Source organism: Nonomuraea sp. NPDC049309 (assembly GCF_043196965.1).
GTDB lineage: Bacteria > Actinomycetota > Actinomycetes > Streptosporangiales > Streptosporangiaceae > Nonomuraea > Nonomuraea fastidiosa.
Map to the genome: position 1 here is coordinate 762,461 of NZ_JBICSH010000003.1, position 26,477 is coordinate 788,937.

The 26,477-nt window shown below is 71.0% G+C and carries 25 protein-coding genes; 14 read left to right on the plus strand and 11 right to left on the minus strand.

What is annotated here, in order from left to right:
- The first annotated feature begins 74 nt into the window (after window positions 1-74).
- Complete coding sequence (locus tag ACGFIM_RS24090) at window positions 75-392, plus strand: STAS domain-containing protein (RefSeq protein ID WP_393203765.1); 318 nt, start codon at window positions 75-77, stop codon at window positions 390-392.
- Between the two features lie 112 nt (window positions 393-504).
- On the opposite strand, the gene ACGFIM_RS24095 is transcribed toward ACGFIM_RS24090, so the two are convergent.
- The 3 genes from ACGFIM_RS24095 to nucS form a co-directional block, all read right to left on the minus strand.
- Window positions 505-1,047 carry a TetR/AcrR family transcriptional regulator gene (locus ACGFIM_RS24095; RefSeq protein WP_393203767.1) on the minus strand — a complete coding sequence of 181 codons (543 nt, stop codon included), beginning with the start codon at window positions 1,045-1,047 and terminating at the stop codon, window positions 505-507.
- A gap of 144 nt (window positions 1,048-1,191) precedes the next feature.
- Window positions 1,192-2,664 (minus strand): aldehyde dehydrogenase family protein, encoded by a 1,473-nt coding sequence (locus tag ACGFIM_RS24100; RefSeq protein ID WP_393203769.1) that lies wholly within the window; start codon window positions 2,662-2,664, stop codon window positions 1,192-1,194.
- Window positions 2,665-2,730: 66 nt separating this feature from the next.
- Entirely contained in the window at window positions 2,731-3,393 is a 663-nt protein-coding gene (gene nucS / locus ACGFIM_RS24105) for an endonuclease NucS (RefSeq protein ID WP_364061003.1), read from the minus strand.
- A gap of 36 nt (window positions 3,394-3,429) precedes the next feature.
- Between nucS and ACGFIM_RS24110 the strand changes: the two genes are divergently transcribed.
- From ACGFIM_RS24110 to ACGFIM_RS24140, 7 genes are all read left to right on the plus strand, one after another.
- On the plus strand, window positions 3,430-4,884 hold the full coding sequence (locus tag ACGFIM_RS24110; protein ID WP_393203771.1) for a 3-hydroxyacyl-CoA dehydrogenase family protein: 1,455 nt from the start codon (window positions 3,430-3,432) through the stop codon (window positions 4,882-4,884).
- Window positions 4,881-5,171, plus strand: a complete 291-nt coding sequence (locus tag ACGFIM_RS24115) for an ATP/GTP-binding protein (protein ID WP_393203773.1) — start codon at window positions 4,881-4,883, stop codon at window positions 5,169-5,171. Before ACGFIM_RS24110 ends, ACGFIM_RS24115 begins: the two co-directional genes overlap by 4 nt.
- Before the next feature lie 11 nt (window positions 5,172-5,182).
- Window positions 5,183-5,887, plus strand: coding sequence for an alpha/beta hydrolase (locus ACGFIM_RS24120; protein WP_393204180.1), 705 nt, complete (start codon window positions 5,183-5,185; stop codon window positions 5,885-5,887).
- Between the two features lie 430 nt (window positions 5,888-6,317).
- Complete coding sequence (locus ACGFIM_RS24125; protein WP_393203775.1) at window positions 6,318-9,521, plus strand: LamG-like jellyroll fold domain-containing protein; 3,204 nt, start codon at window positions 6,318-6,320, stop codon at window positions 9,519-9,521.
- Between the two features lie 613 nt (window positions 9,522-10,134).
- Window positions 10,135-10,878, plus strand: coding sequence for an alpha/beta fold hydrolase (locus ACGFIM_RS24130; protein ID WP_393203777.1), 744 nt, complete (start codon window positions 10,135-10,137; stop codon window positions 10,876-10,878).
- A gap of 514 nt (window positions 10,879-11,392) precedes the next feature.
- Window positions 11,393-11,818, plus strand: a complete 426-nt coding sequence (locus ACGFIM_RS24135) for a helix-turn-helix domain-containing protein (RefSeq protein ID WP_393203779.1) — start codon at window positions 11,393-11,395, stop codon at window positions 11,816-11,818.
- A gap of 5 nt (window positions 11,819-11,823) precedes the next feature.
- Window positions 11,824-12,237 carry a VOC family protein gene (locus ACGFIM_RS24140; protein ID WP_393203781.1) on the plus strand — a complete coding sequence of 138 codons (414 nt, stop codon included), beginning with the start codon at window positions 11,824-11,826 and terminating at the stop codon, window positions 12,235-12,237.
- A gap of 815 nt (window positions 12,238-13,052) precedes the next feature.
- Here the strand turns inward: ACGFIM_RS24140 and ACGFIM_RS24145 are convergent.
- From ACGFIM_RS24145 to mce, 3 genes are all read right to left on the minus strand, one after another.
- Window positions 13,053-14,348: an AI-2E family transporter gene (locus tag ACGFIM_RS24145; protein ID WP_393203783.1), complete on the minus strand. Its 1,296-nt coding sequence runs from the start codon at window positions 14,346-14,348 to the stop codon at window positions 13,053-13,055.
- A gap of 143 nt (window positions 14,349-14,491) precedes the next feature.
- Complete coding sequence (locus ACGFIM_RS24150; protein ID WP_393203785.1) at window positions 14,492-15,799, minus strand: DivIVA domain-containing protein; 1,308 nt, start codon at window positions 15,797-15,799, stop codon at window positions 14,492-14,494.
- A 204-nt stretch (window positions 15,800-16,003) separates the two neighbouring features.
- A complete protein-coding gene (mce, locus tag ACGFIM_RS24155) occupies window positions 16,004-16,426 on the minus strand; it encodes a methylmalonyl-CoA epimerase (RefSeq protein WP_393203787.1) in 423 nt (140 codons plus the stop codon).
- 85 nt (window positions 16,427-16,511) lie between these two features.
- Here mce and ACGFIM_RS24160 point away from each other — a divergent pair, with 85 nt between their 5' ends.
- On the plus strand, window positions 16,512-17,699 hold the full coding sequence (locus ACGFIM_RS24160; RefSeq protein ID WP_393203789.1) for an acetyl-CoA C-acetyltransferase: 1,188 nt from the start codon (window positions 16,512-16,514) through the stop codon (window positions 17,697-17,699).
- Window positions 17,700-17,833: 134 nt separating this feature from the next.
- Here ACGFIM_RS24160 and ACGFIM_RS24165 read toward each other — a convergent pair whose 3' ends face one another.
- The 4 genes from ACGFIM_RS24165 to ACGFIM_RS24180 all read right to left on the minus strand — a co-directional run bounded on the left by ACGFIM_RS24165 (window position 17,834) and on the right by ACGFIM_RS24180 (window position 20,814).
- Entirely contained in the window at window positions 17,834-18,136 is a 303-nt protein-coding gene (locus ACGFIM_RS24165) for a hypothetical protein (RefSeq protein WP_393203791.1), read from the minus strand.
- A gap of 208 nt (window positions 18,137-18,344) precedes the next feature.
- Window positions 18,345-18,497: a hypothetical protein gene (locus ACGFIM_RS24170; protein WP_393203793.1), complete on the minus strand. Its 153-nt coding sequence runs from the start codon at window positions 18,495-18,497 to the stop codon at window positions 18,345-18,347.
- A gap of 154 nt (window positions 18,498-18,651) precedes the next feature.
- Window positions 18,652-19,323 (minus strand): DUF4230 domain-containing protein, encoded by a 672-nt coding sequence (locus ACGFIM_RS24175; RefSeq protein ID WP_393203795.1) that lies wholly within the window; start codon window positions 19,321-19,323, stop codon window positions 18,652-18,654.
- Between the two features lie 102 nt (window positions 19,324-19,425).
- Complete coding sequence (locus ACGFIM_RS24180) at window positions 19,426-20,814, minus strand: hypothetical protein (RefSeq protein WP_393203797.1); 1,389 nt, start codon at window positions 20,812-20,814, stop codon at window positions 19,426-19,428.
- A 229-nt stretch (window positions 20,815-21,043) separates the two neighbouring features.
- Between ACGFIM_RS24180 and ACGFIM_RS24185 the strand changes: the two genes are divergently transcribed.
- The 4 genes from ACGFIM_RS24185 to ACGFIM_RS24200 are packed head-to-tail and all read left to right on the plus strand — an operon-like array spanning window position 21,044 to window position 24,616.
- Window positions 21,044-21,595: a MarR family winged helix-turn-helix transcriptional regulator gene (locus tag ACGFIM_RS24185; RefSeq protein WP_393203799.1), complete on the plus strand. Its 552-nt coding sequence runs from the start codon at window positions 21,044-21,046 to the stop codon at window positions 21,593-21,595.
- On the plus strand, window positions 21,579-22,511 hold the full coding sequence (locus ACGFIM_RS24190) for a tetratricopeptide repeat protein (RefSeq protein ID WP_393203801.1): 933 nt from the start codon (window positions 21,579-21,581) through the stop codon (window positions 22,509-22,511). The genes ACGFIM_RS24185 and ACGFIM_RS24190 overlap by 17 nt, the downstream gene beginning before the upstream one ends.
- A gap of 9 nt (window positions 22,512-22,520) precedes the next feature.
- Window positions 22,521-23,150, plus strand: coding sequence for an AAA family ATPase (locus ACGFIM_RS24195; protein ID WP_393203803.1), 630 nt, complete (start codon window positions 22,521-22,523; stop codon window positions 23,148-23,150).
- Between the two features lie 56 nt (window positions 23,151-23,206).
- Window positions 23,207-24,616 carry an NAD-dependent malic enzyme gene (locus ACGFIM_RS24200; protein WP_393203805.1) on the plus strand — a complete coding sequence of 470 codons (1,410 nt, stop codon included), beginning with the start codon at window positions 23,207-23,209 and terminating at the stop codon, window positions 24,614-24,616.
- Window positions 24,617-24,692: 76 nt separating this feature from the next.
- On the opposite strand, the gene ACGFIM_RS24205 is transcribed toward ACGFIM_RS24200, so the two are convergent.
- Window positions 24,693-25,190, minus strand: coding sequence for a hypothetical protein (locus ACGFIM_RS24205; protein WP_393203807.1), 498 nt, complete (start codon window positions 25,188-25,190; stop codon window positions 24,693-24,695).
- A gap of 192 nt (window positions 25,191-25,382) precedes the next feature.
- On the opposite strand from ACGFIM_RS24205, the gene ACGFIM_RS24210 reads away from it, so the two are divergent.
- Entirely contained in the window at window positions 25,383-26,411 is a 1,029-nt protein-coding gene (locus tag ACGFIM_RS24210; RefSeq protein WP_393203809.1) for a rod shape-determining protein, read from the plus strand.
- The last annotated feature ends 66 nt before the right edge of the window (window positions 26,412-26,477 follow it).

Consider the following 26,477-nt stretch of genomic DNA (forward strand, 5'->3'; position numbering starts at 1 on the left):
AGGTTGAGGTTTTACCTCGTCAAGCGCTGTCCGCAGTGCTGTGACCACGCCGAGTGCGTGACTGAGGAGGTGGCATGCGCGTCCGGGGCAATCCGGGGTCCCAGGTGGCGGTGATCGGCGCCCGGCTCGACGCCGGCACGTCGGCAGGGGTGCGTGAGCGCCTGCACGAGGCGCTCGACTCCGGCGAGGGGGATCTGATCCTTGATCTCTCGAAGCTGGAGGTGATCGACGCGACCGGGCTCGGCGTGCTCGTGGGCGCTCATCGGCGCGCGATCAGCGTGCGACGCCGCCTCATTCTTCGGGGGGTGCCCCCGCGGATCATGCGGATCCTCGCGGTGACCCGGCTGAATCGGGTGCTGAACGTGGAGGTTCCGCAGGCCGCGGTGGCCTGATGTGTCATATCGAAAGAGCGGGTGACGATCAGCCGTCGCCCGCTCTTTTCGCTTTCAGCGTCGTGATTTCGGCCGGACCGCTCCGGCGAAATGTGCAATGGTATTGAGGCGATCAGGCGGGGCCGAGCGCGCGGTTGAAGATGTGCACCGCGACGTCCACGAGTTCGTCGATGTCCGGCTTATCGTCGCCCAGCAGCCATTCGATGAGCAGCTCTTGTAACGCCCCTATGGCGCCCAGTGCGACCAGCCGGCGATTGACCCCTGAGATGATCGGGAAATCGGCTGAGGCGTCCTCTACGAGCCTGGCGAAGGCCTCGATGGCGCGCTGCCGCGACGCCGCCAGAACGTCGCCGGATCGGCGCACCTCGACATGCATGATCCGCGCCCGGCGCCAATCGGCGGTGGCGAACTCGATATATGCGCGAATGCCGGCCCTGATTCTGCCGTCGAGCGTCGCAGGGGCCTCCTGCACGGCCTTCGCGACGACGGCCAGGCTCTCGTCCACGCAGCGCTCGTGCAGCGCCTGCAGCAGCTCTTCACGGCCGCCGAAACATTCGTAGAAGGCCCGGTTGGAGATCCTGGCCTCCGAACACAGCCTTTCGATCGTCGTCGCCGCGAATCCGGGCTTCGCGTATAGCGTGTACGCGGCCGTCATCAGCCGCTCTCGTCTGTCTGCCAGCCTTTGCTCAGCCGTCATTCCCCGGTAAGACCGGTTCACATTCCACCCGTCCAACATGATCGTGGCCCCCAGAGCACACAATTATGGACGGATGATCGCCTAAGGAAAAGGGCAGGAAGATTACCTTTTGCGTCTTCCGTGCAAGAACGTGATAAGTCTGACCAGCCGCTCAAGTTCCGCGGGCCCTCGATTGAACGACGTGAGGTTCATCCCGGGCATCGCGAAGCGCTGCCGCGAGATCGCCTTCGGCCTGGCGAACTCCCGCAATCCGTCGGCCCCGTGGATGCGGCCGAACCCCGAATCGCCGACCCCGCCGAACGGCAGCGCGGGCACCCCGGCGAAGGAGATGACCGAGTTGATCGCCGTCATGCCGCTGCGCATCAGCCGGGCCAGCTCCATGGCGCGGCGGGCGTTGCGGCTGAAGATCGTGCCGCCCAGCCCGTACGCCGAGGCGTTGGCCAGCTCCAGCGCCTCCTGCGCGTCACGGGTGCGGCGCACGGTGATGGTCGGGCCGAACGTCTCCTCGCGCACCGCCGGGGAGTCCTCGGGCACGTCCTCGACGATCACCGGGTCGACGTACGGCGGCCGGACCGCGCCGGGGCCGCCGGTGACCGCCTTGCCCGCCTTGGTGGCGTCGTCGATGTGCCGCTTGATGATCTCCACCTGGCCCGGCATGGTGATCGGGCCGTAGTCCTCGCCGGCCTTCAGCCTGGCCGCCCGCTCGGTCAGCTCGCGCATGAAGCCGTCGTAGACGGCGTCCACCACGTAGACCCGCTCCACGCCCACGCAGGTCTGCCCGGCGTTCGACATCGCGCCCCACAGGCAGGCGTCGGCGGCGGCGGCGAGGTCGGCGTCGGCGTCCACGATGAAGGCGTCCTTGCCGCCGCACTCGGCCACGATCGGGGTGAGGTTCTCGGCGCAGGCGGCCATCACCCGCTTGGCCGTGGCGGTCGAGCCGGTGAAGGCCACCTTCTTCACCCGAGGGTCGCCGGCCAGCGCCGCGCCCGTCTCGCCCAGGCCGGTGATGGTCTGGAACACCTCGTGCTCGGGCACCGACTCCTTGAACAGCTCGGCCAGCCGCACGCCGATGCCCGGGGTCAGCTCGCTGGGCTTGAACACCACGGCGTTGCCGGCCGCCAGCGCGTACGCGATGGAGCCCATCGGGGTGAAGACCGGGTAGTTCCACGGCCCGATGACGCCGACCACGCCGAGCGGCAGGTACTCGAGGGTGGCGGCCAGGTTGAGGCCGATCATGCCGGTGCCGACCCGGCGGCGGCCGAGCACCTTGGCCGCGTTGCGCGCCGCCCAGTCGAGGTGGGTGATCGCCAGCACCAGCTCCAGCGTGGCGTCGCCCACCGGCTTGCCGTTCTCCTCGTGCACGAGCGCGGCCAGCTCCCTGATGTGCTGGGTGAGCACCGCCTTGTAGTCCAGCAGCCGGCGCTTGCGCTCGGCGTGGCCCAGCGCGCCCCACCACGCCGCCGCGGTCTCCGCCCGGCCCACCGCCTCGTGAACGGCCTCGGGACCGGCCTTGGGGTGGGTGCCGACGACCGCGCCGGTCGCCGGGTTGAGTGAGTCGAACGTCACGGTGCTCATGGCGTCACGATAGACCGGTAAGGCACCGCTTACCAGAAATGTCCGAGCCGGGCCCGGAGCGCGGGCTCAGAACAGGGTCGGATTCTCCGGCTCGATGCCGCGCAGCGCGTCGTAGTCGAGCGTGACGCAGTCGATGCCGCGGTCGGCGGCCAGCACCCGGGCCTGCGGCTTGATCTCCTGGGCGGCGAAGATCCCGCGTACGGGCGCCAGGATCGGATCGCGGTTGAGCAGCTCCAAATAGCGGGTCAGCTGCTCGACCCCGTCGATCTCACCCCGCCGCTTGATCTCCACCGCCACCGTCGCGCCCGATGCGTCGCGGCACAGGATGTCGACCGGGCCGATGGCCGTCATGTACTCGCGGCGGATCAGCGTGTAGCCGGGGCCCAGCGTCGTGATGTGCTCGGCCAGCAGCTCCTGCAGATGCGCCTCGACACCGTCCTTGATCAGGCCGGGGTCGACGCCCAGCTCGTGGGAGGAGTCGTGCAGGATCTCGGCCATCGTCAGCACCAGCTTCTCGCCGGTCTTGCCGTGGGTGACCGTCCAGGTGTCGCCGTCCTCCTTGAGCTTGCACGGCGGGTTCATCCAGTTGAGCGGCTTGTACGCGCGGTCGTCGGCGTGAATGCTCACGCTGCCGTCGGCCTTGATGAGCACCAGCCTGGGCGCCATGGGCAGATGTGCCGTGAGCCGTCCGATGTAATCCACGCTGCATCGCGCGATGACCAGCCGCATGACCGTCCACCTTAATGCCTCTGGAAAACTGGACGCATGGCGTTCGAACGGGTGGGTGTCGTCGGCCTCGGCACGATGGGGGCCGGCATCGCGGAGGTGTTCGCACGGGCCGGGCTGCGCGTGCTCGGCGTCGAGGCCGACGCCGAGGCTCTGGCGAGGGGCCGTGCCCTGCTGGAGAAGTCCACGGCGCGGGCCCTCGACAAGGGCAGGCTCACCGCGCAGGAGCGCGAGGCGATCCTGGGCCGGGTCACGCTGACCACCTCCAGGGAGGACTTGCGCGAGGCGGACCTCGTCGTCGAGGCCATCCCCGAGCACCTGGAGCTCAAGCTCGGGCTGTTCGCCGACCTCGACCGCATCTGCAAGCCCGAGACCGTGCTCGCCACCAACACCTCGTCGCTGCCGGTCACCGCCATCGCCGCGGCCACCGGGCGGCCCGGCCGGGTGATCGGCCTGCACTTCTTCAACCCCGCGCCGGTCATGCGGCTGGTCGAGGTGGTGTGCACCGTGCTCAGCGACCCCGGCGTCACACGCGCGGCCGAGGAGCTCGCCGGGCGGCTCGGCAAGACCGCGGTGACCGTGGGCGACCGTGCCGGGTTCGTGGTCAACCGGCTGCTGCTGCCCTATCTCAACCACGCCGCCGTGCTGCTGGAGCTGGGCGTGGCCACGCGCGACGGCATCGACGCCGTCATGCGCCAGGGCGCCGGGCTGCCGATGGGGCCGTTCGAGCTGCTCGACCTCATCGGGCTCGACACCGCGTACGAGATCATGGAAGTCCTCTACGACGAGACCCGCGATCGGCGGCACGCGCCGTCGCCCCTGCTGCGCGAGCTGGTCACGGCCGGGCGGCTCGGCCGCAAGTCGGGAGGCGGCTTCTACGCCGGAGAGCCGCCGCAACCGCAAGGCGCGGGCACTTCGCGGGTGAGAACGTTCGACGTGGCCGGGCCGGGTGCCGACGAGCTGGCCGAGCGGCTCGGCGCGGCCGGGTTCAAGCGCTCGGGCGAGGACGCCGACGTCGTGCTGCGGCTGGGCGACCGGCCCGTGGTCGAGCACGCCGTACGCCTGCGCGACCCGGCCAGGCTGGTCGGCGTGCGGCTGCACGGCGACCGGGTGGCCGAGCTCGCCGTCACCGCGCTCACCTCGCAGGAGGCCGTGTCCGGCGCGTCCGACCTGATGAAAGTGCTCGGCATCACGCCCGTGCCGTGCAAGGACCGCGCCGGGTTCGTCGCCGACGCGCTGCTGCTGCCGTACCTCAACGACGCCGTCCGCATGCACGACGCCGGCTACGCCTCCATCGTCGACATCGACACCGCGATGCGGCTGGGCTGCGGCTACCCCGCGGGGCCCTTCGAGACCTTGGAGGCCATGGGGCTCGAGCGCGTACGCGACGGGCTGCGCGCGCTCTACGCCGAATACCGCGAGCCCGCCTTCGCCCCCGCACCCCTGCTCGATCAGCTCGTCGTCGCCGGCGCGAGCGCGTTCCCCCGCTCATGAGCCCCCGCCGCACCCGCCGCAGGGAGTCCACCCGCCCGTTCTCGTTCCCGACCGGGATCGACAAGGTGGAGGAGTGGCCCGACGGAGAGTGGAAGGTCCGCATGCTCACCGGCGCCACCTCCACGAAGAACTACCGCTGCCCCGGCTGCGACCAGGAGATCCGCAGCGGGCAGCCCCACCTGGTGGCCTGGCCCAACTGGCCGGGCGGCGACGAGGAGCGCCGCCACTGGCACCAGGCCTGCTGGCGTAAGAGACTCGACCGCGGCCCGGGCCGCACGCGTTACTGAAGGGATCGATGGTGGAGATTCGCGCGGCGACCGTGCTGCCCGCCCGGCGCGAGCCGATCGAGCTGCACACGGCCGACGGCCTGACCCTGGTCGGCGAGCTGGCCCAGCCCCTCGACAGGCCGCCGGTGGCCACGCTGGTCACCCTGCACCCGCTGCCCACCCACGGCGGGTTCATGGACAGCCACGTCTACAAGAAGGCCGCCAACCGGCTGCCCGCCCTGGCCGACCTGGCCGTGCTGCGCTTCAACACGCGCGGCACCTCGTCCGAGCGCGGCACCTCCGAGGGCGCGTTCGACGGCGGCGAGGGCGAGCGGTACGACGTGGCCGCCGCTCTGGAGTACGCCGAGTTCAACGACCTGCCCAGGGTGTGGGTGGTCGGCTGGTCGTTCGGCACCGAGCTGGCGCTGAAGTGGGCGCACGACCCGCTGGTGGAAGGCGCGATCCTGCTGTCGCCCCCGCTGCACAGGGCCACCGACGCCGACCTCGACGCGTGGGCCGAGTTCGGCAGGCCCCTGGTGGCGCTGGTGCCGGAGTTCGACGACTACCTGCGGCCCGACGAGGCCAAGGCCAGGTTCGCGCGGGTGCCGCAGGCCGAGGTCATCGGCGTCGAGGGGGCCAAGCACCTGTGGGTGGGGGAGACGTACGTACGGATCGTGCTCAACGAGATCGTCAAGCGCGTCAACCCCGCCGCGGCGCCGCTCCCCACCGAGATCTGACGCATCCCCCTGCCGCGTCCGCTCGCGTTGTCGGGTCGCGCTCGCTCGCGCTGTCCGGCCGCGCTCGCTCGCGCGGCTCGGCCCGGGTCCCTCGCCTGGCCCGGTCCGGTCGCGCCCGCCCGCTCGAACCGGCCGCGGCCGGCGCCACTTCACCGGGGTCTGGCGAAACTCTCCGTCGCTCTCGCCCACGCTGAAGAATTTCTTGAGCATTATGAGCAGAACTCTGGTCTTCGCGATCTCCGCAGGTGAGAATCCGATCGTCAACTGAAGATCGCGGAGACGCCGGACGACGTTCACCGTCCGCGCGTCATTCCCGCTCAGCGTGGGCGAGGCGCGTATGCGAGTAGTGCACGGGCTGGTGGCGGCGGCGTTATCGATCACGACATCGATCACGACTTTGGCGGCAGCGCCTCCATCGGAGGCCGAACAGGTGCCGCGTCCAGGCCAGGCGGCCCGGCAGGAGCCGGCGCCCGTCGCGGGGCCGGAGAACCCTGAACGCGCGGCGCTCGCCAGGGCCCGTGACACCGGACGTCCTGCCGAGGTGGAGGCGCTGCGCAGCGAGATCCGCACGGTCTTCGCCCAGCCGGACGGCACCATGAAGATGGAGCTGAACGTGCGCCCGGTCCGCGTCCGTAAGGACGGCCGCTGGATGCCCGTGGACACCACGCTGCGGCTGCGCCCCGACGGCGCGGTGGAGCCGGCCGCCGCCGCCGTCGACCTGACCTTCTCCGGCGGCGGAGACGCCCCGCTCGCCCGGCTCGCGCGCGGCGCCAAGTCGATGGAGCTGGGCTGGACCGGCCCGCTCCCCAAGCCCACGCTGAACGGCGACACCGCCACCTACGCCGAGGTCATGCCCGGCGTGGACCTCCAGGTCACCGCCGACGTGGACGGCTTCTCCCACCTGCTGGTCGTCAAGTCGCGGGAGGCCGCGGAGAAGCTGACCGAGCTGTCCTACCCGCTCTCGGCGAAGAACCTGAACCTGGAGATCGACAAGGCGGGCAACCTGGAGGCCACCGACAAGGGCGGCGGCACGCTGTTCATCGCGCCCACGCCCAAGATGTGGGACTCCAAGGGCGTCACCAGCCAGAAGGCGCTCAAGGAAGGCCGCTCGCCCGAGGCCCGCGAGGCCACCATGGGAGTGGAGCTGGCGGGCACGAAGCTGCGGCTGCGGCCCGACCGCGACATGCTGACCGACCCCGGCACGAAGTTCCCCGTCTACCTCGACCCGTACTTCTCCGCCGCCCGCAACGCCTGGACGGCCGTCTGGAGCAACTGGCCGAGCTCCAACTACCTCAACTCCAGCGACGTCGCCAGGGTGGGGCACGTCGAGTCGCAGACGAACCGCTCGTTCTTCCAGATGAACACCGGCTCGACCATCCACGGCAAGCAGATCATGAAGGCGACGCTGCGCACGTACGAGACGTGGTCGTACTCCTGCAACGCCCGCAAGGTCGAGGCATGGGGCACCGGCTCGATCAGCAAGTCCACCACCTGGAAGAACCAGCCCGCCTGGAACACCCTGCTGGACACCAAGAACGTCGCCAAGGGCTGGGGCTCGAGCTGCCAGGCCGGCGGCGTGGAGTTCGACGTCACCCAGCAGGTGATCCAGGCCGCCGCGCTGAACTGGCCGAACGTCACCATCGGCCTGCGCGCCACCAGCGAGACCGACGTCTACGCGTGGAAGAAGTTCAAGAACAACCCGAGCCTGGTCGTCGAGTACAACACCTTCCCCGACGACCCGTCGGCCGCCGACGTCTGGTCCGACCCGGGCGGCCCCTGCGTCTCCGGTGACGACCGGCCGGTCATCAGCACTCCCACGCCCCGGCTGTGGGCCAGGCTGAAGGACAGCGACAACACGCTCAAGGCCCGCTTCCAGTGGTTCGACGAGGACGGCAACAAGGTCGGCGACTACACCACCCCTGAGGGGTCGTCGGGCACCGCGTTCAGCGCCTTGATTCCGCAGGCGTACTACGCCGACGGCGCGCTGCTGCGCTGGCGCGCACGCGCCGAGGACGGCACCGCCAACAGCGAATGGAGCCCGTGGTGCGAGGCCACCGTGGACGCCGAAGCCCCCGGCAAGGAACCCGTCGTGAGCTCGCCCGACTTCACGGAGAACGCCTGGAGCGACGGCGTCGGCCTGGCGGGCACGTTCACCTTCGCCCCCAACGGCGTCACCGACGTCGTCTCCTACCTCTACGGCCTGGACACCACGCCGACGACCGAGGTGGCGGCCGGAGCCGACGGCACGGCCACGATCCGGATCACGCCCTCGCACGACGGGCCGAACGTGCTCTCCGTACGGAGCAAGGACCGCGCCGGCCAGCTCGGGCCCATCCGCACCTATGTCTTCAACGTCAACGCGGGGCGGGCCCCCGCAGCGCACTGGAAGATGGACGAAGGCCAGGGCGGCACGGCCGCCGACGAGAGCGGCGCCCACCCCGCCACGCTGCACGGCGCCACCTGGGCCTCCGGCCGCACCGGCGGCGCGATCAGACTGGCCGGCGGCCACGCCCAGACCTCAGGGCCGGTCGTCGACACCACCCGCAACTTCACCGTCTCCGCATGGGCCCGGCTGACCGGCACCGACGGCGACGCCACCCTCATCACCCAGGAGGGCACCGCCACCGGCGCGTTCGCCCTGCAGTACGCCAAGGCCGACGACCGCTGGGCGCTGACCGTGACCGGCGCAGACGCGGACTCCGCCCCGGCCGTGCGGGCGCTGTCGTCCGCCGCGCCGCGCGTCGGCGAATGGACCCACCTGACCGGCGTCTACGACGCGGCCGCCGGCCGGATCACCCTCTACGTCAACGGCAGGCGTGAAGGCACCGCCGCCGTCACCACCACATGGAACGCCACAGGCCCCCTGACGATCGGCCGCGGAAGGGTCGCCGGGGCGGCTTCGGACAACTGGCCGGGAGACGTCGACGAGGTGCGCGTGTACGACCGCGCGATCTTCGCCGACGAGGTCGCCGAACTGGTCCACAGCGCTGCCACGCTGGTCGGGCACTGGAAGCTGGACGAGGAGTCCGGCACCACGGCGGCCGACTCCTCGGGCCGGGCGACCGCCGCGACGCTGTCCGGAGCCGCCTCGTGGACCTACGGCTGGCTCGACGGGGCGCTCGCCCTCGACGGCGTGGACGGCCACGCCCAGACCGGCGGCCCCGTGGCCGACACCAGGAACAGCTTCACCGTCACCGCCTGGGCCCAGCTCGACCACCTCCCCGACGGCAACGTCACCGCCGTCGCCCAGGCCGGTGACCGGGCCGCCGGGTTCCAGCTCGGCTTCGACCAGGAGCAGGGCCGGTGGGTGTTCGGCATGGCCACCGCCGACACCGACGCGGCATCGGTCGTACGGACCCGGTCCGACGCCATCCCCTCCCCGCTCGAATGGACGCACCTCGCCGGCGTGTACGACGCGCTCGCCGGGCAGCTGCGGATCTACGTCAACGGTGGGCTGGCATCCAGCACCGTCGTGGACCACGTGAGCACCTGGAACGCCACGGGGCCGCTGCAGCTCGGCAGGACGAAGGCGGCCGGGGCGTTCACCGGGTACTGGCCGGGGGCCGTGGACGACGTCCGCGTCTACGACTCCGCGCTGAGCGCCGAGCAGATCGCCCAGCTGGCCGCACAGTGACCGCCGCCGGACGGGCGGCGCCCGGCACCGGCGTACCTCCCGGTGCCGGGCGTCACCGTCTTCGGCCCCATCACCGTCACCGTCTTGGGCTCCGTCACCGTCTTCGGCCCCGGCCTGGCCTCGATCGCCGCCGGTGGCGCTGGAAACGGGACCCGCTCCCGCACCGGGGAGCGTTCCGCGAGCCGGAGGCGGAAGCCGGAGCCCTGGGCGCCGGGAACCGAAGCCGGCACCCCGAGAGCCGGAGACGGAGCCGGGAAGCCCCAACGCGGGCACCGGAAGCGGCAAGCCAGGAAGCCGGAACCCCGCACGGCGGGGAACCCCGGACGCGTGTGAAGGGGACCCCGGAGCCTGGCACCGCATGCCGGCGTCCGGCACGGGGAGCCCGAAACCGGAGGCGGCATCCGGCACGGGAAGCCGAAACACGGGGCGGCCGAGGCGAGAGGATGCGGGTGATTTAATCGCCGAGCAATGCCAGTTTTAGGGCGGACATTAGCCGTGTGCGGCATTTAAGGCGATATTCAGCTTGGGCCATTGAGTGAATGTCGCCGTGAACCGCGTTACCGTGAGGTCCGTGCAGCTCTACACGAGATCGGCCGGGACCGGGATCCCGCTTGTGCTGCTTCACGCATTCCCGCTCTCGTCGGCCATGTGGCTGGCCCAGCGGGAAGGACTGGCCAGGGTCTGCCGCGTCATCACGCCCGACCTGCGCGGCTTCGGCGGGTCGCGGCTGGGCGACGACGAGCCGTCACTCGACCTGATGGCCGACGACGTCGCCGCGCTGCTCGACGAGGAGGGCATCGACAAGGCCGTGATCGGCGGGCTGTCGATGGGCGGCTACGTGACCATGGCGTTCTGCAGACGGCACCCCGACCGGGTGCTCGGCGTCATCCTGGCCGACACCAAGGCCAGCCCGGACCCGCCACAGGCGAGGGAGAACAGAGAACGCATCGCCCAGGCCGTGCTCGCCTCCGGCAGCGAGGTGCTGGTCCGCGAGGTCCTGCCCGGGCTCATCGGGCCGACGACCAAGGAACGCAGGGCCATGGTGTTCGGCCGGGTCAAAGGGCTCGTGCAGTCGGCGCCTCCCGGCGCGGTCGCCTGGGCGCAGCGCGCGATGGCGGCCCGGCCCGACTCCACCGACACGTTGGCCGCGCTCAAGGTGCCGTTGCTGGTCATCGTGGGGGAGGAGGACGAGCTCTCGCCGCCCTCCGACGCCGCCGCCATGGCCAAGGCCGCACCCGACGGCCGGCTGGAGGTCATCCCGAAGGCGGGGCATCTCACGGCGGTCGAGCAGCCGGAGGCGTTCAACGCGGCCGTCACGGAGTTCCTCCGCACGGAGCTGCGCAACCACCTCCCCTGACACTCGCCGCCCGCGCACGCTCGCGGCGACCGGCCTCGGTGTGTACGACCGCACACGACGCCCGGCCGATCTTCGCACAGGCTCTGTACGGTGACCGGCTGACCTGCGTGCAGGCTCTGTGCGGTGACCGGCTGACCTGCGTGCAGGCTCTGTGCGGCGACCGGCGACGTGTTCGCGGGCACGCGCGGCGACTGGGCGGCGTGCGGGAAGCCGTGCGGCGACCGGGCCGGGGCGCGTGCGATGCGGGGCGCTGCTCGGCCGTACCGGACCCGGTGATGGTGGCGCAGTAGGCGACCTGGTGTGCTTGCGGAAGGGCGCGCTGTCGTGGCTCGGTGGGTGCAGAGCCGCCGGGCCCGGGCGAGCGCAGAGCCACCGGGCCACGGTGAGTGCAGGGTCGCCGGGCCCCGGTGGGTGCGGGGGCGTCGTGAGCCGGCGTGTCGAGGGGGTCGTGATCCGGCGAGTGCGGGGCTGAGCTGGGGCGGGGATTGTCGGTGGGGTGTGCCATGCTGAGGACGTGACGCTTGAGGACCTGGTCCGGCTGCGGCGGGCGCGCGATGTGATCAACCGCGACTACGCCGAGCCGCTCGACGTGCCCGCGCTGGCTTGCGTTGCCCACATGTCGCCTGGGCACTTCTCGCGCAGCTTCCGTGAGGCGTTCGGGGAGACGCCTTACAGCTACCTCATGACGCGCCGCATCGAGCGGGCCAAGGCGCTGCTGCGGCGCGGCGACATGACGGTGACCGAGGTGTGCTTCGCCGTCGGCTGTACGTCGCTGGGCTCGTTCAGCTCGCGCTTCACCGAGCTGGTCGGCGAGAGCCCGAGCGCCTACCGCGCCCGTGACCATCGCGAGGCGGCCGCCGTCCCGTCCTGCTACGCCAAGATCTATTTGCGGCCGGTGCGGCGGCAGGCGGCGCGACCAGCGTCCCGACACGTAACGTGACCAGCATGGACATCCGACTCAACACCTGCTTCATCGCGGTCGACGACCACGACAAGGCGCTCGCCTTCTACCGCGACTGCCTCGGCCTGGAGGTGCGCCAGGACGTCGGCTTCGAGGGCATGCGCTGGATCACGCTCGGCTCGCCATCGCAGCCCGGCGTCAACATCGTCCTGGAGCCGCCGCTCGCCGACCCCGATGCCTCGCCCGCCGACCGGCAGGCCATGGCGGAACTCCTTGCCAAGGGGCTGCTGCGGGCGGTCATCTTCGAGACCGACGACTGCGACGCGACGTTCGAGCGCATCAGGGACGCCGGCTACGAGGTGCTGGAGGAGCCGACCGACCAGCCTTACGGGGTGCGCGACTTCGCCGTCCGCGACCCGGCGGGCAACATGCTCCGCATCAACCAGGCGGTCAAGTGACTCTCCGGGTGGTTCGGCCGCCGGGGCGACTTGGTGCGCCTCGGGTCGACCGGGCGCCCTGGCGACTTTCCCGGCGGTTCGGCGACCGTGCGCTCAAGGGCCTGCTCGGCACTTCGACGGTCGGACCTGGCCGCGCGGGGTCGTTTCGGTCGGTGGGTGTGCTGGTGTGGGAGTTCGCGCGGGGTCGTTTCGGTCGGTGGGTGTGCTGGTGTGGGAGTTCGCGCGGCGTCCTTTCGGCCCGTGGGCGCACCGGCGTGAGAGCGCGCGGCGCGCGTGACCTGTTGCACCTCGGCCGTCGCGCCAGTGGCGGCGTTGCTCGGGGTGGCTCGGCCTCCTGCCGCGCATGAACCGGTTCGCGTGGGGTGTCGCGCTGCTCCGTCCGGTTGGCGTGGGGTGTCGCGCTGCTCTCTCTGGTTGGCGTGGGGTGTCGCGCTGCTCCCTGCGGCTCGCCAGGGGCGGTGTGCTCGCTCGTGGCGGCCCGGCGGAGGGCTCTCCGAGGCACCCTTGTCGGCGGGCCCGGCTGAGGACAGGCGCCCGCTGGGTGGTGCGGGCCAGGGACGGAAACTCGCCGGTAGGGACGGGAACTCGCCGGTGCGGGGCCGCGGGTGAGTGGCCGGGTGGAGCCCGGGCGGGGCGGAGGTCCGATGGCGCCCGGGCAAGGTCAGCGGCCCGGCCGTGCCGGGCGGAGTCGCCGGTTCGGCGGTGCTGGGCGGAGCGGTCGGTTCGGCGGTGCCGGGGGAAGCCGCCGGCTGGGTGGTGTCGGGGGAAGCCGCCAGGCTGGGTGGTGCGGCCGGGGTGAGGCTCGGCGGGGTGGGTCAGATGCGGTCTTGGTGGGGGACGACGACCTCGCGGATGATCAGGGCGATCGCCGCGGCCACCGGGATGGCGAGCAGGGCACCGACGATGCCGAGGAGGGCGCCGCCGAACAGCGCGGCGATCACCGTCACCGCGGGCGTGACGTCCACCGAGCGCTTCATCACCCTGGGGTAGACGAAGTAGTTCTCGATCTGCTGGTACACCACGAAGAAGATCGCGCAGGCGATGCCCGCGGGCAGGGAGTCGAGCAGCGCCACGCCGGTGACGATGACCGCGCCGATGGTGGCGCCCACGAGCGGGATGAGGTCGGTCAGCGCCACGACGAGGGCGAGCGCGAGCGCGTACTGGACGCCGATGATCGACAGGAAGATCCAGGTCAGCACGCCCGCGATGGCGGAGATGAGCACGTTGCCCGCGACGTACCCGCCGATGCCGGTGAGGATCTCCTCGGTCATCGCCCGCGTCCGCGCCCGCCGCGAGGCCGGGACCAGCTTGAGCAGGTACTCCTTGATCGTGTGCAGCGAGCCGAGGAAGTACAGCATGAGCACCACGAGCGTCACCGTGGTGAACACGCCGTTGAGCACCACCAGGCCCGCGCCCATGATGCCGCTCGCCAGCGCCGGGCCGAGCGTGGTGGTGACGAACGTACGGACCTGGGGGAGTATCTGGTACTCGGCGTCGAGCCTGCGCAGCGTGGGATGGTTGCTCAGCTCGGTGATGTAGCCCGGCAGGGCGTCGATGAACTCGGTGAGCTGCTTGCTGACCGGCGGCACGATCGCCAGCCCGAACAGCACGAACGCCACGATGACGCCGATGAAGACGATCGCGATGGCGCCCCGCCTGGCCAGGCCGCGGCGCTGGAGCGCCTCGACGAGCGGGTTGAGCCCGACGGCCAGGAACATCGCGACGACGACCAGGACGATCGTGCTCAGCGAGGCCACGATCATCTGGGCGAGCGCGATCGCCGTGAGCACGCCGAGCCCGCCGACCAGGCCGAACAGGAACGGGCCTCGGGCCAGCGGCTTACCGGGGGCTCCGTAGGCCCGCCCGTTCGCGCTGCCGGTGCTCTCCTCGCGTCCTGAGAAGCCGTCCTCCGGCGGGGAAGGCGGCTCCGCCGGTTCGTGGCCGGGGGTCTGCCCTGGTTCGGCGCCGGCTTGCTCGCGTGGCGTGGAAAGGCGCTCCGCCGGTTCGCGTTCGGGGGACCCTCCTGGCTCGGCGTTCGATGGCCGGTCGGCCGGAGGCGGCGGGGGTGGCGCTGTGTCCCGCGCGGTCGCGGGCCCGACGTCTGCGGACAAGGAGGGAACTCCAGGGGGTTCGGTGACGACTGTGCATGACGGGCCCGTCTCGGTGCGTACGCGCCCATCGGCAAAGAGAGAGCCTAGCGACCGCGCGGTCGCCAGGCTCTCCCCAGCCGTCGTTCAGCCCCCGTGAGCGGTTGTTACTCCTGCCACCACTCCGCGTCGTCCTCGGCCTTGGCCTCGGCCTTCGAACCGGAGGCCGCCGACGAGGCGGACGCCTCCGAAGACGACGCCGAGGCGGCGGCGAGTGCGGGCTTCGCCGGGGCCGCGGCGACCGCCGGCTCGGGGGACGGGGCGTCCATGCCCGGGAGCGGGGCGCCGCCGAGGAGCTGGCGGAGCTGCGCGAGGTGGCTGGTGATGCTGTCGCGCTGGCGGGTCAGCTCGTCGACCTGGCGCTGCATCGCGGTGCGGGTGCGCTCGGCCTCGTTCTTCGCCTCGGTGACGATGGTCTCGGCGCTGGCCTTGGCCTCGGCGACGATGCTCTCGGCGCTCTTGCGGGCGTTGGCGACGAGCTGCTTGGCGTGCAGGTCGGCCTCGCGGCGGGTCTGCTCGGCCTGCTGCGTGGCCTTCGTGGCCCGCGACTCGGCGGTGGCGGCGCGCTGCTCGGCCTCGGCGACCAGCTTCTGAGTGGCGGCCTGGGCGGTGGCGTGGCGCTCGGCCTCCTGGCGCTCGGCCTCCTCGCGGCGGGCGGCGAGCTGGATCTCGAACTCGGCTTCGTCCTGGGCCCGCTTGGCCTCGGACTCCTCCAGCACGCGCTGCGCCTGGGCGCGCATCTCGTCGGCCTGCCGCTTGGCGGCGGTGAGGATCTCGTCGCGCTCGCGCTTGGTCGAGGCCCGCAGCTGGGCGACCTCGCGCTCGGTGGTGGTGCGGAGCTTGGCGATCTCGCGCTCGGCGTCGGCGCGCTTCTCGGCGACCTCGTGGTCGGCGGTGGCGCGCAGCTTGGCGGCCTCGCGCTCGGTGGTGTTGGTCAGCTCCTCGGCCTCGCGGCGGGCGGTCGAGCGGATGTCCTCGGCATCGCGCTCGGCGCTCGAACGCATCTCGTCGGCCTCGCGGGTGGCCTGGGCGCGCTTTTCCGCGGCCTCGGCCTCGGCGGCGGCGCGCATCTCGGCGGCCTCCACCTTCGCGGCGGCCTTGATCTCGTTGGCCTCGGACCGCGCGGCCTGGACGAGCTCGGTCGCCTGCTCCTCGGCCAGGCGGAGCAGCTGCTCGATGCGGGCGCCGAGACCGGAGTAGGTGGGGCGTTCCTGCTCCTGCAGCTGGCGCTGGGAGTCGGACAGGTCGCGCTGGAGCGCGGCGATCTGCTCCTTGGCCTGGCGGAGCTCCCCGTCGAGCTGCTTGAGATGGTCGTGGACCTGGTGCCGGTCGTAGCCGCGCAGCACGACGTCGAACTCGCGTGCTGGGGCGTCCTCGAAGAAGTTGTTGAGCTGGGCGTCGATGTCGGACTGCATGGAGGCTCGATCCTGGGTTGTCGAGACGGCTACACGGGCCGGACGGGGGGTTCGGGGCATCCGTACCAGGAGCCTGTGCCTCTCGGCAGGCCCCATGTCCGGTGGAAGGTCAAGCGTACTCCGCTGGTGCCGCGTGCGAAGCCCCGTCCAACTTTCTGCGTGACTAGTTACATATGAGCGGATTTTACGTTTTGTGGCGGGTTGCTATCGTTTGGCGGCTTCTACCAGCTCTGTCAGCATTCCGCCCACATCTTTAGGGTGCAGGAACGCGATTTGCGAGCCCATGGACCCGTGCCGGGGGCGCTCGTCCAGCAATCTCACACCCTTCTCTCCGATTTTCGACATGGCGTCAGCGACGTCGGGCACCCCGAATGCCACGTGATGGACGCCCTCTCCCCGCTTCGCCAGGAATTTTCCCACAGGCGAGTCGTCGGAGAGCGGTTCAAGGAGCTGAATGTAGGAGCCCCCGCCCTCGCCGTCGGCGATGTGCAGCATGGCCTCCTTCACCCCCTGCTCCTCGTTGACCTCCCTGGCGACGACCTCGAGGTCGAACAGCCGGGAGAACAGCTCGATCTTCTCATCGAGATCGCGACATGCGATCCCGATGTGGTCGATGCGCATGAACATGTGTGGTCCACCTCCATGGCGAGCGGCGCCTTACTCGTGGGTATGGTGTCAAAGACCCGACGCGCGAGCACAGGAGGCCGTTGTCATGTCCAGTTCCGTCATCGTCGCCGGAGCTCGCACCCCCATCGGCAAGCTGCTCGGTTCCCTGTCCGGACTGCAGGCCGTGGAGCTGGGCGGCATCGCGATCAAGGCGGCGCTCGAAAGGGCCGGGGTCGCCCCCGACGCGGTCGAGTACGTGATCATGGGCCAGGTCCTCCAGGCCGGTGCCGGGCAGATCCCCTCCCGCCAGGCCGCCGTCAAGGCCGGCATCCCGATGACCGTCCCCTCGATCACCATCAACAAAGTCTGCCTGTCGGGCCTCGACGCCATCGCGCTCGCCGACCAGCTCATCAGGGCGGGCGAGTTCGAGATCGTGGTGGCGGGCGGCATGGAGTCCATGACCAACGCGCCCCACCTGCTGCCCGGGCTGCGCAAGGGCGTCAAGTACGGCGGCTCGCAGGTGATCGACTCGATGGCGCACGACGGCCTGTTCTGCGCGTTCGACCAGTGCGCCATGGGCGAGTCCACCGAGCGCCACAACGCCAGGCTCGGCATCGGCCGCGAGGAGCAGGACCGCCTGGCGGCCCGCTCGCATCAGCTCGCCGCCGCCGCCATCAAGAACGGCGTGTTCGACGACGAGATCGTCCCCGTCGAGATCCCGCAGCGCAAGGGCGACCCCGTCGTGGTCAAGGAGGACGAGGGCGTACGCGGCGACACCACCGTCGAGACGCTGGCCAAGCTCCGCCCGGCCTTCGCCCCCGACGGCACGATCACCGCGGGCTCGGCCTCCCAGATCTCCGACGGCGCCTGCGCGGTCGTCGTGATGTCCAAGGCCAAGGCCGAAGAGCTGGGCCTGCCCTGGCTGGCCGAGATCGGCCGCCACGGCAACGTCGCGGGTCCCGACGCCTCGCTGCAGTCGCAGCCCGCCAACGCCATCAAGCACGCCATGAAGCGGCAGGGCGTCACGGCCGACGACCTCGACCTGGTGGAGATCAACGAGGCGTTCGCGAGCGTGGTGCTCCAGTCGGTCAAGGAGCTGGGCGTGCCGCTGGAGAAGGTCAACGTCAACGGTGGCGGCATCGCGCTCGGTCACCCGATCGGCGCCTCGGGCGCCCGCATCGTGCTCACGCTGGCGCACGAGCTGCGCCGCAGGGGCGGCGGCCTGGGCGCGGCCGGCCTGTGCGGCGGCGGCGGCCAGGGCGACGCGCTGCTGATCAGCGTCCCGAAGTCCTGACGCCCGCCCTGGCCGGGGCCGGCCGGTGCGGCGGCGGTCAGGATGGTGCGCTCCCTGGCCCTGGCGCTCGCTCAGGTGCGGTCGGCCGGTGCGGCGGTGGTCGGGGTGATGCGTCCCGAAGTCCTCGCGTTCGCTCAGGTGGGGCCGTCTTCGCGTGGCGGTTCGGCGGTCATGCGTACGTCGGTCGCGTCGCCGGTCACGATGACGCCCGAGTTGTCGCCCTTGACCACCACGGACCCCGCTCCGGGCCCCCGGGGCGGGTCGCCGCGGATCATCCCGTACACCGAGATCCCCAGCCCGGCCAGCCCCACGAACGCCCCGATCACGCCGGTCAGGGTGTCGATCCCCTCGAGCCCCATCCCCGCGTGGACACAGAGCGCCGCCAGGGCGACGACCGCGACCACGGAGCCGCTCCACACCAGTGCGCGCCTGCTCATACCCGCATCATCGTTCGCACATGCGCGATCACACAATGTGACGGTCGCCGTGCATGACGAGTGCCCCGGTCCGTGCTGAGGGACCGGGGCCTCGTCGATGCCGCCTCCCGCGCCGGCCAGGACTCCGGCACGGAAGCTCGCGGCCGCCCCTAAGGGGGCGCTTCAGCCCGGCCGCGAGGGAGGATGCGGCCGGGCCGTCTGTGGGCGGTCATGAGGACAGCAGCCGGGCGAGGACCGAGCGGTGGCGGCGCCCGGCCGTCCGCTCGCGGCCCGCCTGCCGCGCGCGGCGCTCCTCGGCGGCGGCGCGGCGCAGCTCCGATGCCTGGTACTGCATGACCGTGTAGTCGAATTCGGCGTTCATCCCGATGCCCCTTCGCTTCGTTCCCCTGCACTCTCAAGACTCCGCCTAAGGCCCCCTCCCGCACATCGGGCGGATGCCTTATCTCCCGGCATCCGCCCAGATGAGGAGTACTTAGACGGGTGCACTGAGCGCCTAAGGTGCAGGTCAGGAGCGTCTAGGGCTCGTCGGTGAACGTGACCGTGACCTTGGTGAAGCCGAGCGATCTGAGCAGCCCGGACAGCATCGCCTTGGTGTTGGCGTCGGCCCTGGCCCGCAGGTCGCTGGCCACGGCCGCCTCGGTGATCTTCTTCTCGGCCAGGAGGTACAGCTCCCGCTGGTCGCTGGGGGAGCCGGACAGGAAGTCGCTCACCCGGTCGATCAGGCCGCGCTGCTGGGCGAAGACGTAGGAGCGCGCGTTGTCCAGGTTGGGCTTCTCCAGTTGCGCCCGCGGCACGCGTACGGTGGCCTCCGTGCGGTCCTGCGACACCGTCACGCCGTCGGCCGCCAGCGTGGAGAAGTCGACGTAGGCGTCCACGCCGCCCGCCCCCACGAACAACGTACGGGTGCCCTTGATGGCGTCGGGCAGGAAGGCGGCGTCCTTCTCGAGATCGACGACCACCTGGAAGTTCCCCGTCGCGGCCTCGAACCTGGCCAGGTCCTTGATGGACTGCAGCACCACCGGCTGGCTGCGGTCGATGGTCCGCTCGCCCAGCGGGTCGAGCCACGACCAGGCCAGCCGCCCGCCCACCACCAGCAGCACGGCCAGCACGAGCAGGCCCGCCGCGTAGCGCCACCACCGTCGCCGCCCGGGACTCACCGCGGGCGGCGACGTCTGGGAAGTCGTCATGCGGCATGAGTACCCGCTGAGCGATCATCAGTGCCCGCTTTCCGGTGACAACTTGGCTCCCTTCAGGACATGCCGCCCACCGAGGGGCCCCTGAGGAGCGCCTCAGGAGGCGCCGCCCGCCGCCTCGGGCCGGGCCGCGGACGGAGTCTGCGACGTGGTGCCGGGCGCCGCGTCCACCGTGGCCCCGGGACCCGGGTAGACGGGGTAGACGTGGCTCGACTCCGGCGCCGGGCGCACCTGCGGCGCCATGCGCGCGTGGCCGGGGCCGCCGCCGAAGTGGGTGCTCGACAGGCGGCAGCCCTGGAAGTCGGTGTAGAACATGCGCAGCCACTCACGGCGCTGCGGCTCGCTCAGCGAGGAGAACCACTGCGTGGCGTACTGGTGCTCGGGCAGCGGGGTGCCCGGCAGCGGCTCGCCGCGCAGCCAGGCCGTCACGATCTGCCGGTAGCCCTCGGCCACGGTGGTCTGGCAGCGGGGCGCCAGCGACTCGACGTACTCGTACGCCGCCTCCTCGGCGAACCCGGCCGACAGGTCGGGCACGTGCACCGGCGCGAGCCCGTTGGCCGGCTTCAGCTCGTCGTCCAGCGGGCGCTGCTCCACCCGGGTGAACGCGGCGGGCGTGCCCGCCAGCCTGGAGGCGATCTGCGTGAACGTCGCCCCCAGCTCGGTCAGGCCCGCCCGCATGCCGGGATGCACGCACACCGTGATCGGCCACTCCTGGCAGCTGTAGGCGATGTCGGCCGCCGCGGCCGGCTTGGCCTGGGTCAGCACCCGCGACACCCCCATGCCGGCCGCGAGGACGGCGAGCAGCGCGCACGCCAGCACCATGGCCTGCCTGGTCACCAGCGCCGCCCAGCCGAGCAGCAGCGCGGCCGTGACGCCGAGCAGCCAGATCGTCTGGTCGAGGAACATGGTGCCGCTCAGCCCCTGGAACAGGTCGTACGGCTCGCCGGTGCCGGGCGCGAGCTTGTCGGCCCAGCCCCGGTCGTCGGCCAGCCACGAGAACAGCCCGTAGCAGGCGAGCCCGGCGATCGGCGGCGTGTACGGCCGCGGCGCGACCCAGCCGGCCACCCATCCGATGACCGAGTAGAGCGCCAGCCCGGCCATGCCCATGCCGAGGCCCGAGAAGCTGAGCCGGCCCGCCTGGTCGGTGAGCACCGTCTTGACGGCCAGCACCAGCACCGTGGCGCCGAACGAGCCCAGCACCACCACCACGATCGCGAGCGGCGCCTTGAGCGCCCGCCACGTCGTCAGCGAGCGCCCGCGCAGCGCGCGGCGCTTGCGCAGCGCCACCCAGGCGGCGAAGGCCGCGGCCACGGGCCCGGTCAGCCGGAGCGAGCCGATGACCGCGGCCACGATGTTCTCCCACGCGTCTACGCCCGGGATCAGGACGTTCCACGCCGCGATCAGGCCGACAGCAAGCAGGACGGCGACGGTGACGGCCGCGCTGTGCTTCAGCTCCTCCCGTGAAACGCCCGCGTGCTCACGCACCCTTATCCCCGTTGAAGTTCATCAAGCACCCCCCGTGCCCCGAGGTGACGCGGAGCCGGGCAGCCCACAGCCGGTCCCCACAGGCCGTGGACTTGGCGTCCGCGTCACCATACGTACGAGAACCATAACTGAGCGTGATGATTGACGTCCGGATTCTTGGTCAAGCAAAGAGAGCAGTCGCCGAGAGTAATCAGACGAACCGGGACGAGCGGCGCGCTACCGTAGCGCTGTGTCGCAGCCCAAGCCGCTCAACCTGCCGTTCGATCCCATCGACCGCGCCGCGGAGAGCTGGCGCGCTCATTTCGGGCCTTCCGCCGCCATGGCCGCCGTCACGTCGATCATGAGAGCGCATCAGATCCTGCTGTCGCAACTTGACTCGCTCCTGAAGCCCTATGACTTGACCTTCGCCAGATACGAGGCACTTGTCCTGTTGACCTTCAGCAGAACGGGCGCGCTCCCGCTGTCCAAGATCGGGGAACGTCTCATGGTTCATCCCACGAGCGTCACGAACACGGTGGACAGGCTGGAGAAGTCCGGTTTCGTGTGCCGCATGCCCAACCCGCGCGACGGCCGCGGCGTGCTCGCCGAGATCACCGACAAGGGCAGGGACGTCGTGCGCCGCGCCACCGCCGACCTCATGGAGGCCGAGTTCGGCCTCGGGATGTACGCCGAGGACGAACTCCACCAGATGTTCGACCAGTTGCGCACGTTGCGGGTGGCGGCGGGTGACTTCCCGGCTTCGTCCATACGGCAAGATGAAGAGCATGGCGGACTTCTCTAGGCCCGGGTCACTCTACGGAGCGGTGGACCTGGGCGCGCGCAAGCAGGCTCTTGAGGCGCAGGCCCGGCGGGAGGCGGCAGGTCCCCAGGCGGCGTCGGCCTCGGTCGTCGATGTGACCGAGGAGACGTTCTCGGCGGAGGTGATCGAGCGGTCGATGACCGTGCCGGTCGTCATCGACCTGTGGTCGCCGAGGGCGCCGGGCAGCGCACAGCTCAGTCCCGTCCTGGAGAAGGTGGTCGGCGACCTGGGCGGCAAGGCCGTCCTGGCGAAGGTCAATGTCGACGCCAGCCCGCAGATCGCGCAGGCGCTGCGGGTGCAGGCGGTGCCGACCGTGCTGGCGATCTTCCAGGGCCAGGCCGTGACCGGCTTCCAGCAGGTGCTGCCCGAGCAGGAGGTGCGGCGCTGGCTCGACGAGCTGATGAAGGCCGTCGAGCAGTTCTACCAGGCCAACCCGGGTGCCAGGCCGCCGGCGCAGGGCGAGGCCCAGGCGCAGGCGGGGCCGCCCGCCGACCCCGACCTGGTCGCCGCCGAGCAGGCCATCGAGGCGGGCGACTACGACGCGGCGATCGCGGCCTACGAGCGGCTGCTGGCCCGCGCGCCCGGCAACGAGGACGCCAAGATGGGGCTGGCGGGGGTCAGCCTGATCAAGCGCACATCACGGCTCGACCCCGCCGACGTGCAGCGGCGCCAGGAGAACCCCGACGACATCGACGCCCAGCTCGACGCGGCCGACCTGGAGATGCTGGCCGGCAAGGTCGACGAGGCGTTCAACCGCCTCATCGCGGTGGTCAAGCGCACCTCCGGCGATGAGCGCGACCGGGTGAGGAAGCATTTGCTCGGTCTTTTCGAGACCCTGCCGGCCGACGACCCGTCTTTGGGGAAAGCGCGCAGAGCATTGGCGAGCGCCCTGTTCTAGCCTGGGGGTATGCGGGTCGTCACCATATCGGCCACATACGGCACGGCCGGCAGCCAGATAGGCCCGGCCGTGGCCGAGCGGCTCGGCGTGCCGTTCGTCGACCGCGCGATTCCCAGTGCGGTGGCCGAGGAGCTGGGCTGCACGCTCGAGGAGGCGCTCGCCCACGACGACCGCGCCGAGCACGGCCTGGGGCGGCTGTTCTCCGGGGCCATGCGGCTGCCGACGGTGACGTTCGGGGGCGTCGACATGTACGTCCCCGGCGCGATGCCGCTCGCGCCCGAGGAGTTCGTCCGCCACACCGAGCGCCTGCTCAAGGAGATGGCCCGTGGCCAGGGCGGCGTCTTCCTCGGCCGGGCGGGCGCCGTGGTGCTCGCCGACCATCCCGGTGCGCTGCACGTGCGGCTCGACGCGCCGCTGCGGCGGCGCGTCCGCCAGACGGCCGCGCTCGGCTCGATGAGCGAGCGTGAGGCGCGCGACATCATCGAGGACAACGACCGCGCGAGGACCGCGTACGTACGCCACTTCTACCGCGTCGATCCGTCCGATCCGTGCCTCTACCACATGGTTCTCGACAGCACCACGATTCCCATCCCCGCGTGCGTGGAGCTGATCGTCACGGCCGCCGAGGCACTGGATTGACCGAATGCCCCCTAACATGGGAGGCATTCTTGGTCAGTCTCGAAGGAGCGATTGACGTGACGACCGTCCCGAGTGTGTCGTACTCCATCACCGTGCGGCTGGAGGTGCCGGCCGGCGGCAGCGCCGTCAGCCAGCTGACCCACGCCGTAGAGTCGGCCGGGGGTGTCGTCACCGCCCTCGACGTGACCAATGCGGGGCACGAGAAGCTCCGCATCGACGTGACCTGCGCGGCCAGGGACACCGACCACGCTCAGGCGATCGTCGACAGCCTCGAGGCGATCGAGGGCGTCGTCATCCACAAGGTCTCCGACCGCACGTTCCTCATGCATCTCGGCGGCAAGATCGAGATGAAGTCGAAGGTGCCGCTGCGCAACCGCGACGAGCTGTCCATGGCCTACACGCCCGGCGTGGCGCGGGTGTCGATGGCGATCGCGCGCAACAAGGAGGACGCGCGGCGCCTGACCATCAAGCGCAACACCGTGGCGGTCGTCACCGACGGCTCGGCCGTGCTGGGGCTGGGCAACATCGGGCCCGAGGCCGCGCTGCCCGTCATGGAGGGCAAGGCGGCGCTGTTCAAACGCTTCGCCGGCATCGACGCCTGGCCGATCTGCCTCGACACCCAGGACGTCGACGAGATCGTCCGCACCGTTCAGGTGATCGCTCCCGGGTTCGGCGGCATCAACCTCGAGGACATCGGCGCGCCGCGCTGCTTCGAGGTCGAGCGGCGGCTGCGCGAGCTGCTCGACATCCCCGTCTTCCACGACGACCAGCACGGCACCGCCATCTGCGTGCTCGCGGCGCTCACCAACGCGCTGCGGGTGGTCGACAAGAACATCGAAGACGTCAAGATCACCATGGCGGGCGCGGGCGCGGCCGGCAACGCCGTGTTGCGGCTGCTGCTCGCGGCCGGGGCCCGCAACGTCATCGTCTGCGACTACCTCGGCGCCGTCCACAAGGGCCGCGACGACCTCGACGAGTCGCTGCGCTGGATCGCCGAGCACACCAATACCGAGGGCTACTCCGGCGATCTGCGCGGCGCGGTCAAGGGCGCCGACGTGTTCGTGGGCGTGTCCGCGCCCGGCATCCTCACCGGTGACGACATCGCCGCCATGGCGCCGGACCCGGTCGTGTTCGCGCTGGCCAACCCCGAGCCCGAGGTCTCGCCCGACGAGGCGCGCCAGCACGCCGCCGTGGTCGCCACCGGCCGCTCCGACTACCCCAACCAGATCAACAACGTGCTGGCCTTCCCCGGCGTGTTCCGCGGGCTGCTCGACGCGCAGGCCGCGGGGGTGACGCAGGAGATGCTGCTCGCCGCCGCCGGCGCGCTGGCCGCCGTCGTCACGCCCGAGGAGCTGGGGCCCAACTACATCATCCCCAGCGTCTTCCACCCCGACGTCGCCACCGCGGTGGCCGCCGCCGTCCGCGAGTCGGCGGGCGGCCGCGCGAGGGGCTTCACCGAGGCCTGACCCTCCCGCGCGAAGGGTCGCACCGCGCGCGCCGATGCCCGTGCCGGTCCGCCCGCGGTCGCGCGTGCGCGGCCGGTCATGAGGCGGTGACGGCGCTGGTCGTCACGGGCATCAGGCGGTAGGTCTCCTGGAAGACCAGGTTGTGGGCGTCGGCGGCGGCGATCGCGCGCAGCGTGTCGAGCTGCCCGGCCGCGTCGGACTCGTCGAAGACGTTCAGCGGCCAGTCGCCGACCGTATTGCCGCGCAGGTGCGGGTGGAGGAAGTCGCAGCCGAAGTGGGCGACGATCGCGATCGGCTGCACGTGCGCGGCGCGCTGCTCCGGCCAGGTGAGCGACCACATCGCGTTCAGCCCGCCCTCCCGTGACCGGGTGACGCCGCTCGCGACCACCTCTCCGGTGCCGAGCAGCAGGTCGGTGTCGGCCTCGTCGAGCGCTTGGCGCGCCACCGGGTCGAGCAGCTCGACGGCACGGGCGAAGAGGCGTTCCTTGTCGTCGCGCGTGACGGCCCCGCCGTGCACGCCGTCGCGCAGATCCGTGAAGTGCCTGATCAGGGCTTCGTTCATCGGTGTACGCATGCCCACCCCCTGCCCTGTCACGGGCGCCCGCCACCTCACCTTGGGTGCAACTCCCGCTACAGAAAAGCTCTACTCTCATGTTGCGAAAACTTGCTCATGGAGTTATAAGTTTTTCAGATACGGGCGAATCGTCACACCGCCCAGAGTGCTGTTCCTCTGTCACCGCGGGTCCAGTCCTTTTCCTGGGGGGACATGTCTGTGCTGGATTTCCTCGGCCGTGACATGGCAGTAGACCTCGGCACGGCCAACACGCTCGTTTACGTACGCAACAAGGGCATCGTCCTCGATGAGCCCTCGGTCGTGGCGCTCAACACCAGGACTGAGAAGATCGTCGCGGTCGGAGCCGAGGCCAAACAGATGATCGGCAGAACGCCGGGGCACATCGTGGCCATTCGCCCGCTCGCCGACGGCGTCATCACCGACCTGGAGGTGGCGGAGCGCATGCTGCGCTACTTCATCCAGAAGGTGCATCGCCGCCGCCACTTCACCCAGCCGCGCCTGGTCGTGGCGGTGCCGAGCGGGACGACCGGGGTGGAGCAGCGCGCCGTCAAGGAGGCGGGATACCAGGCGGGCGCCCGCAAGGTGTACATCATCGAGGAGCCCATGGCGGCCGCCATCGGAGCCGGTCTGCCGGTGCACGAGGCGGTCGGCAGCATGGTGGTCGACATCGGCGGCGGCACGACCGAGGTGGCGGTGATCTCGCTCGGCGGCATCGTGACAGCCCGCTCGCTGCGGGTCGGCGGTGACGAGCTGGACGAGGCGATCATCTCGTACGTCAAGAAGGAGCACTCGCTGCTGCTGGGCGAGCGCACCGCCGAGCGCATCAAGATCGAGCTGGGCTTCGCCTGGCCGCAGGATCAGGAGCCGAAGACCGAGATCAGGGGCCGCGACCTGGTCAGCGGGCTGCCGAGGACCGTCACGATCTCGGCGGGAGAGGTCCGCGAGGCCATCGAGGAGCCGGTCCACATGATCATCGACGCCGTGCAGACGGCGCTCGACCAGTGCCCGCCCGAGCTGGCCGGTGACCTGGTCAGGACCGGCATCGTGCTGACCGGCGGCGGCGCGCTGCTGCGCGGCCTGGACAAGCGGATGAGCCAGGCGACCGGCATGCCGATCCGGACCGTGGACAACCCGCTGCACTCGGTGGCGCTGGGGTCTGGGCGCTGCGTGGAGGAGTTCGACCGGCTCCACGGCGTGCTGATCCCCGAACCCAGACGGTAGGCCCATCGTCCTTCTTCACGTGGTGGGCGCGCCCCCTCGGAGCGGGCGCGCCCGGCCGATCCCCGT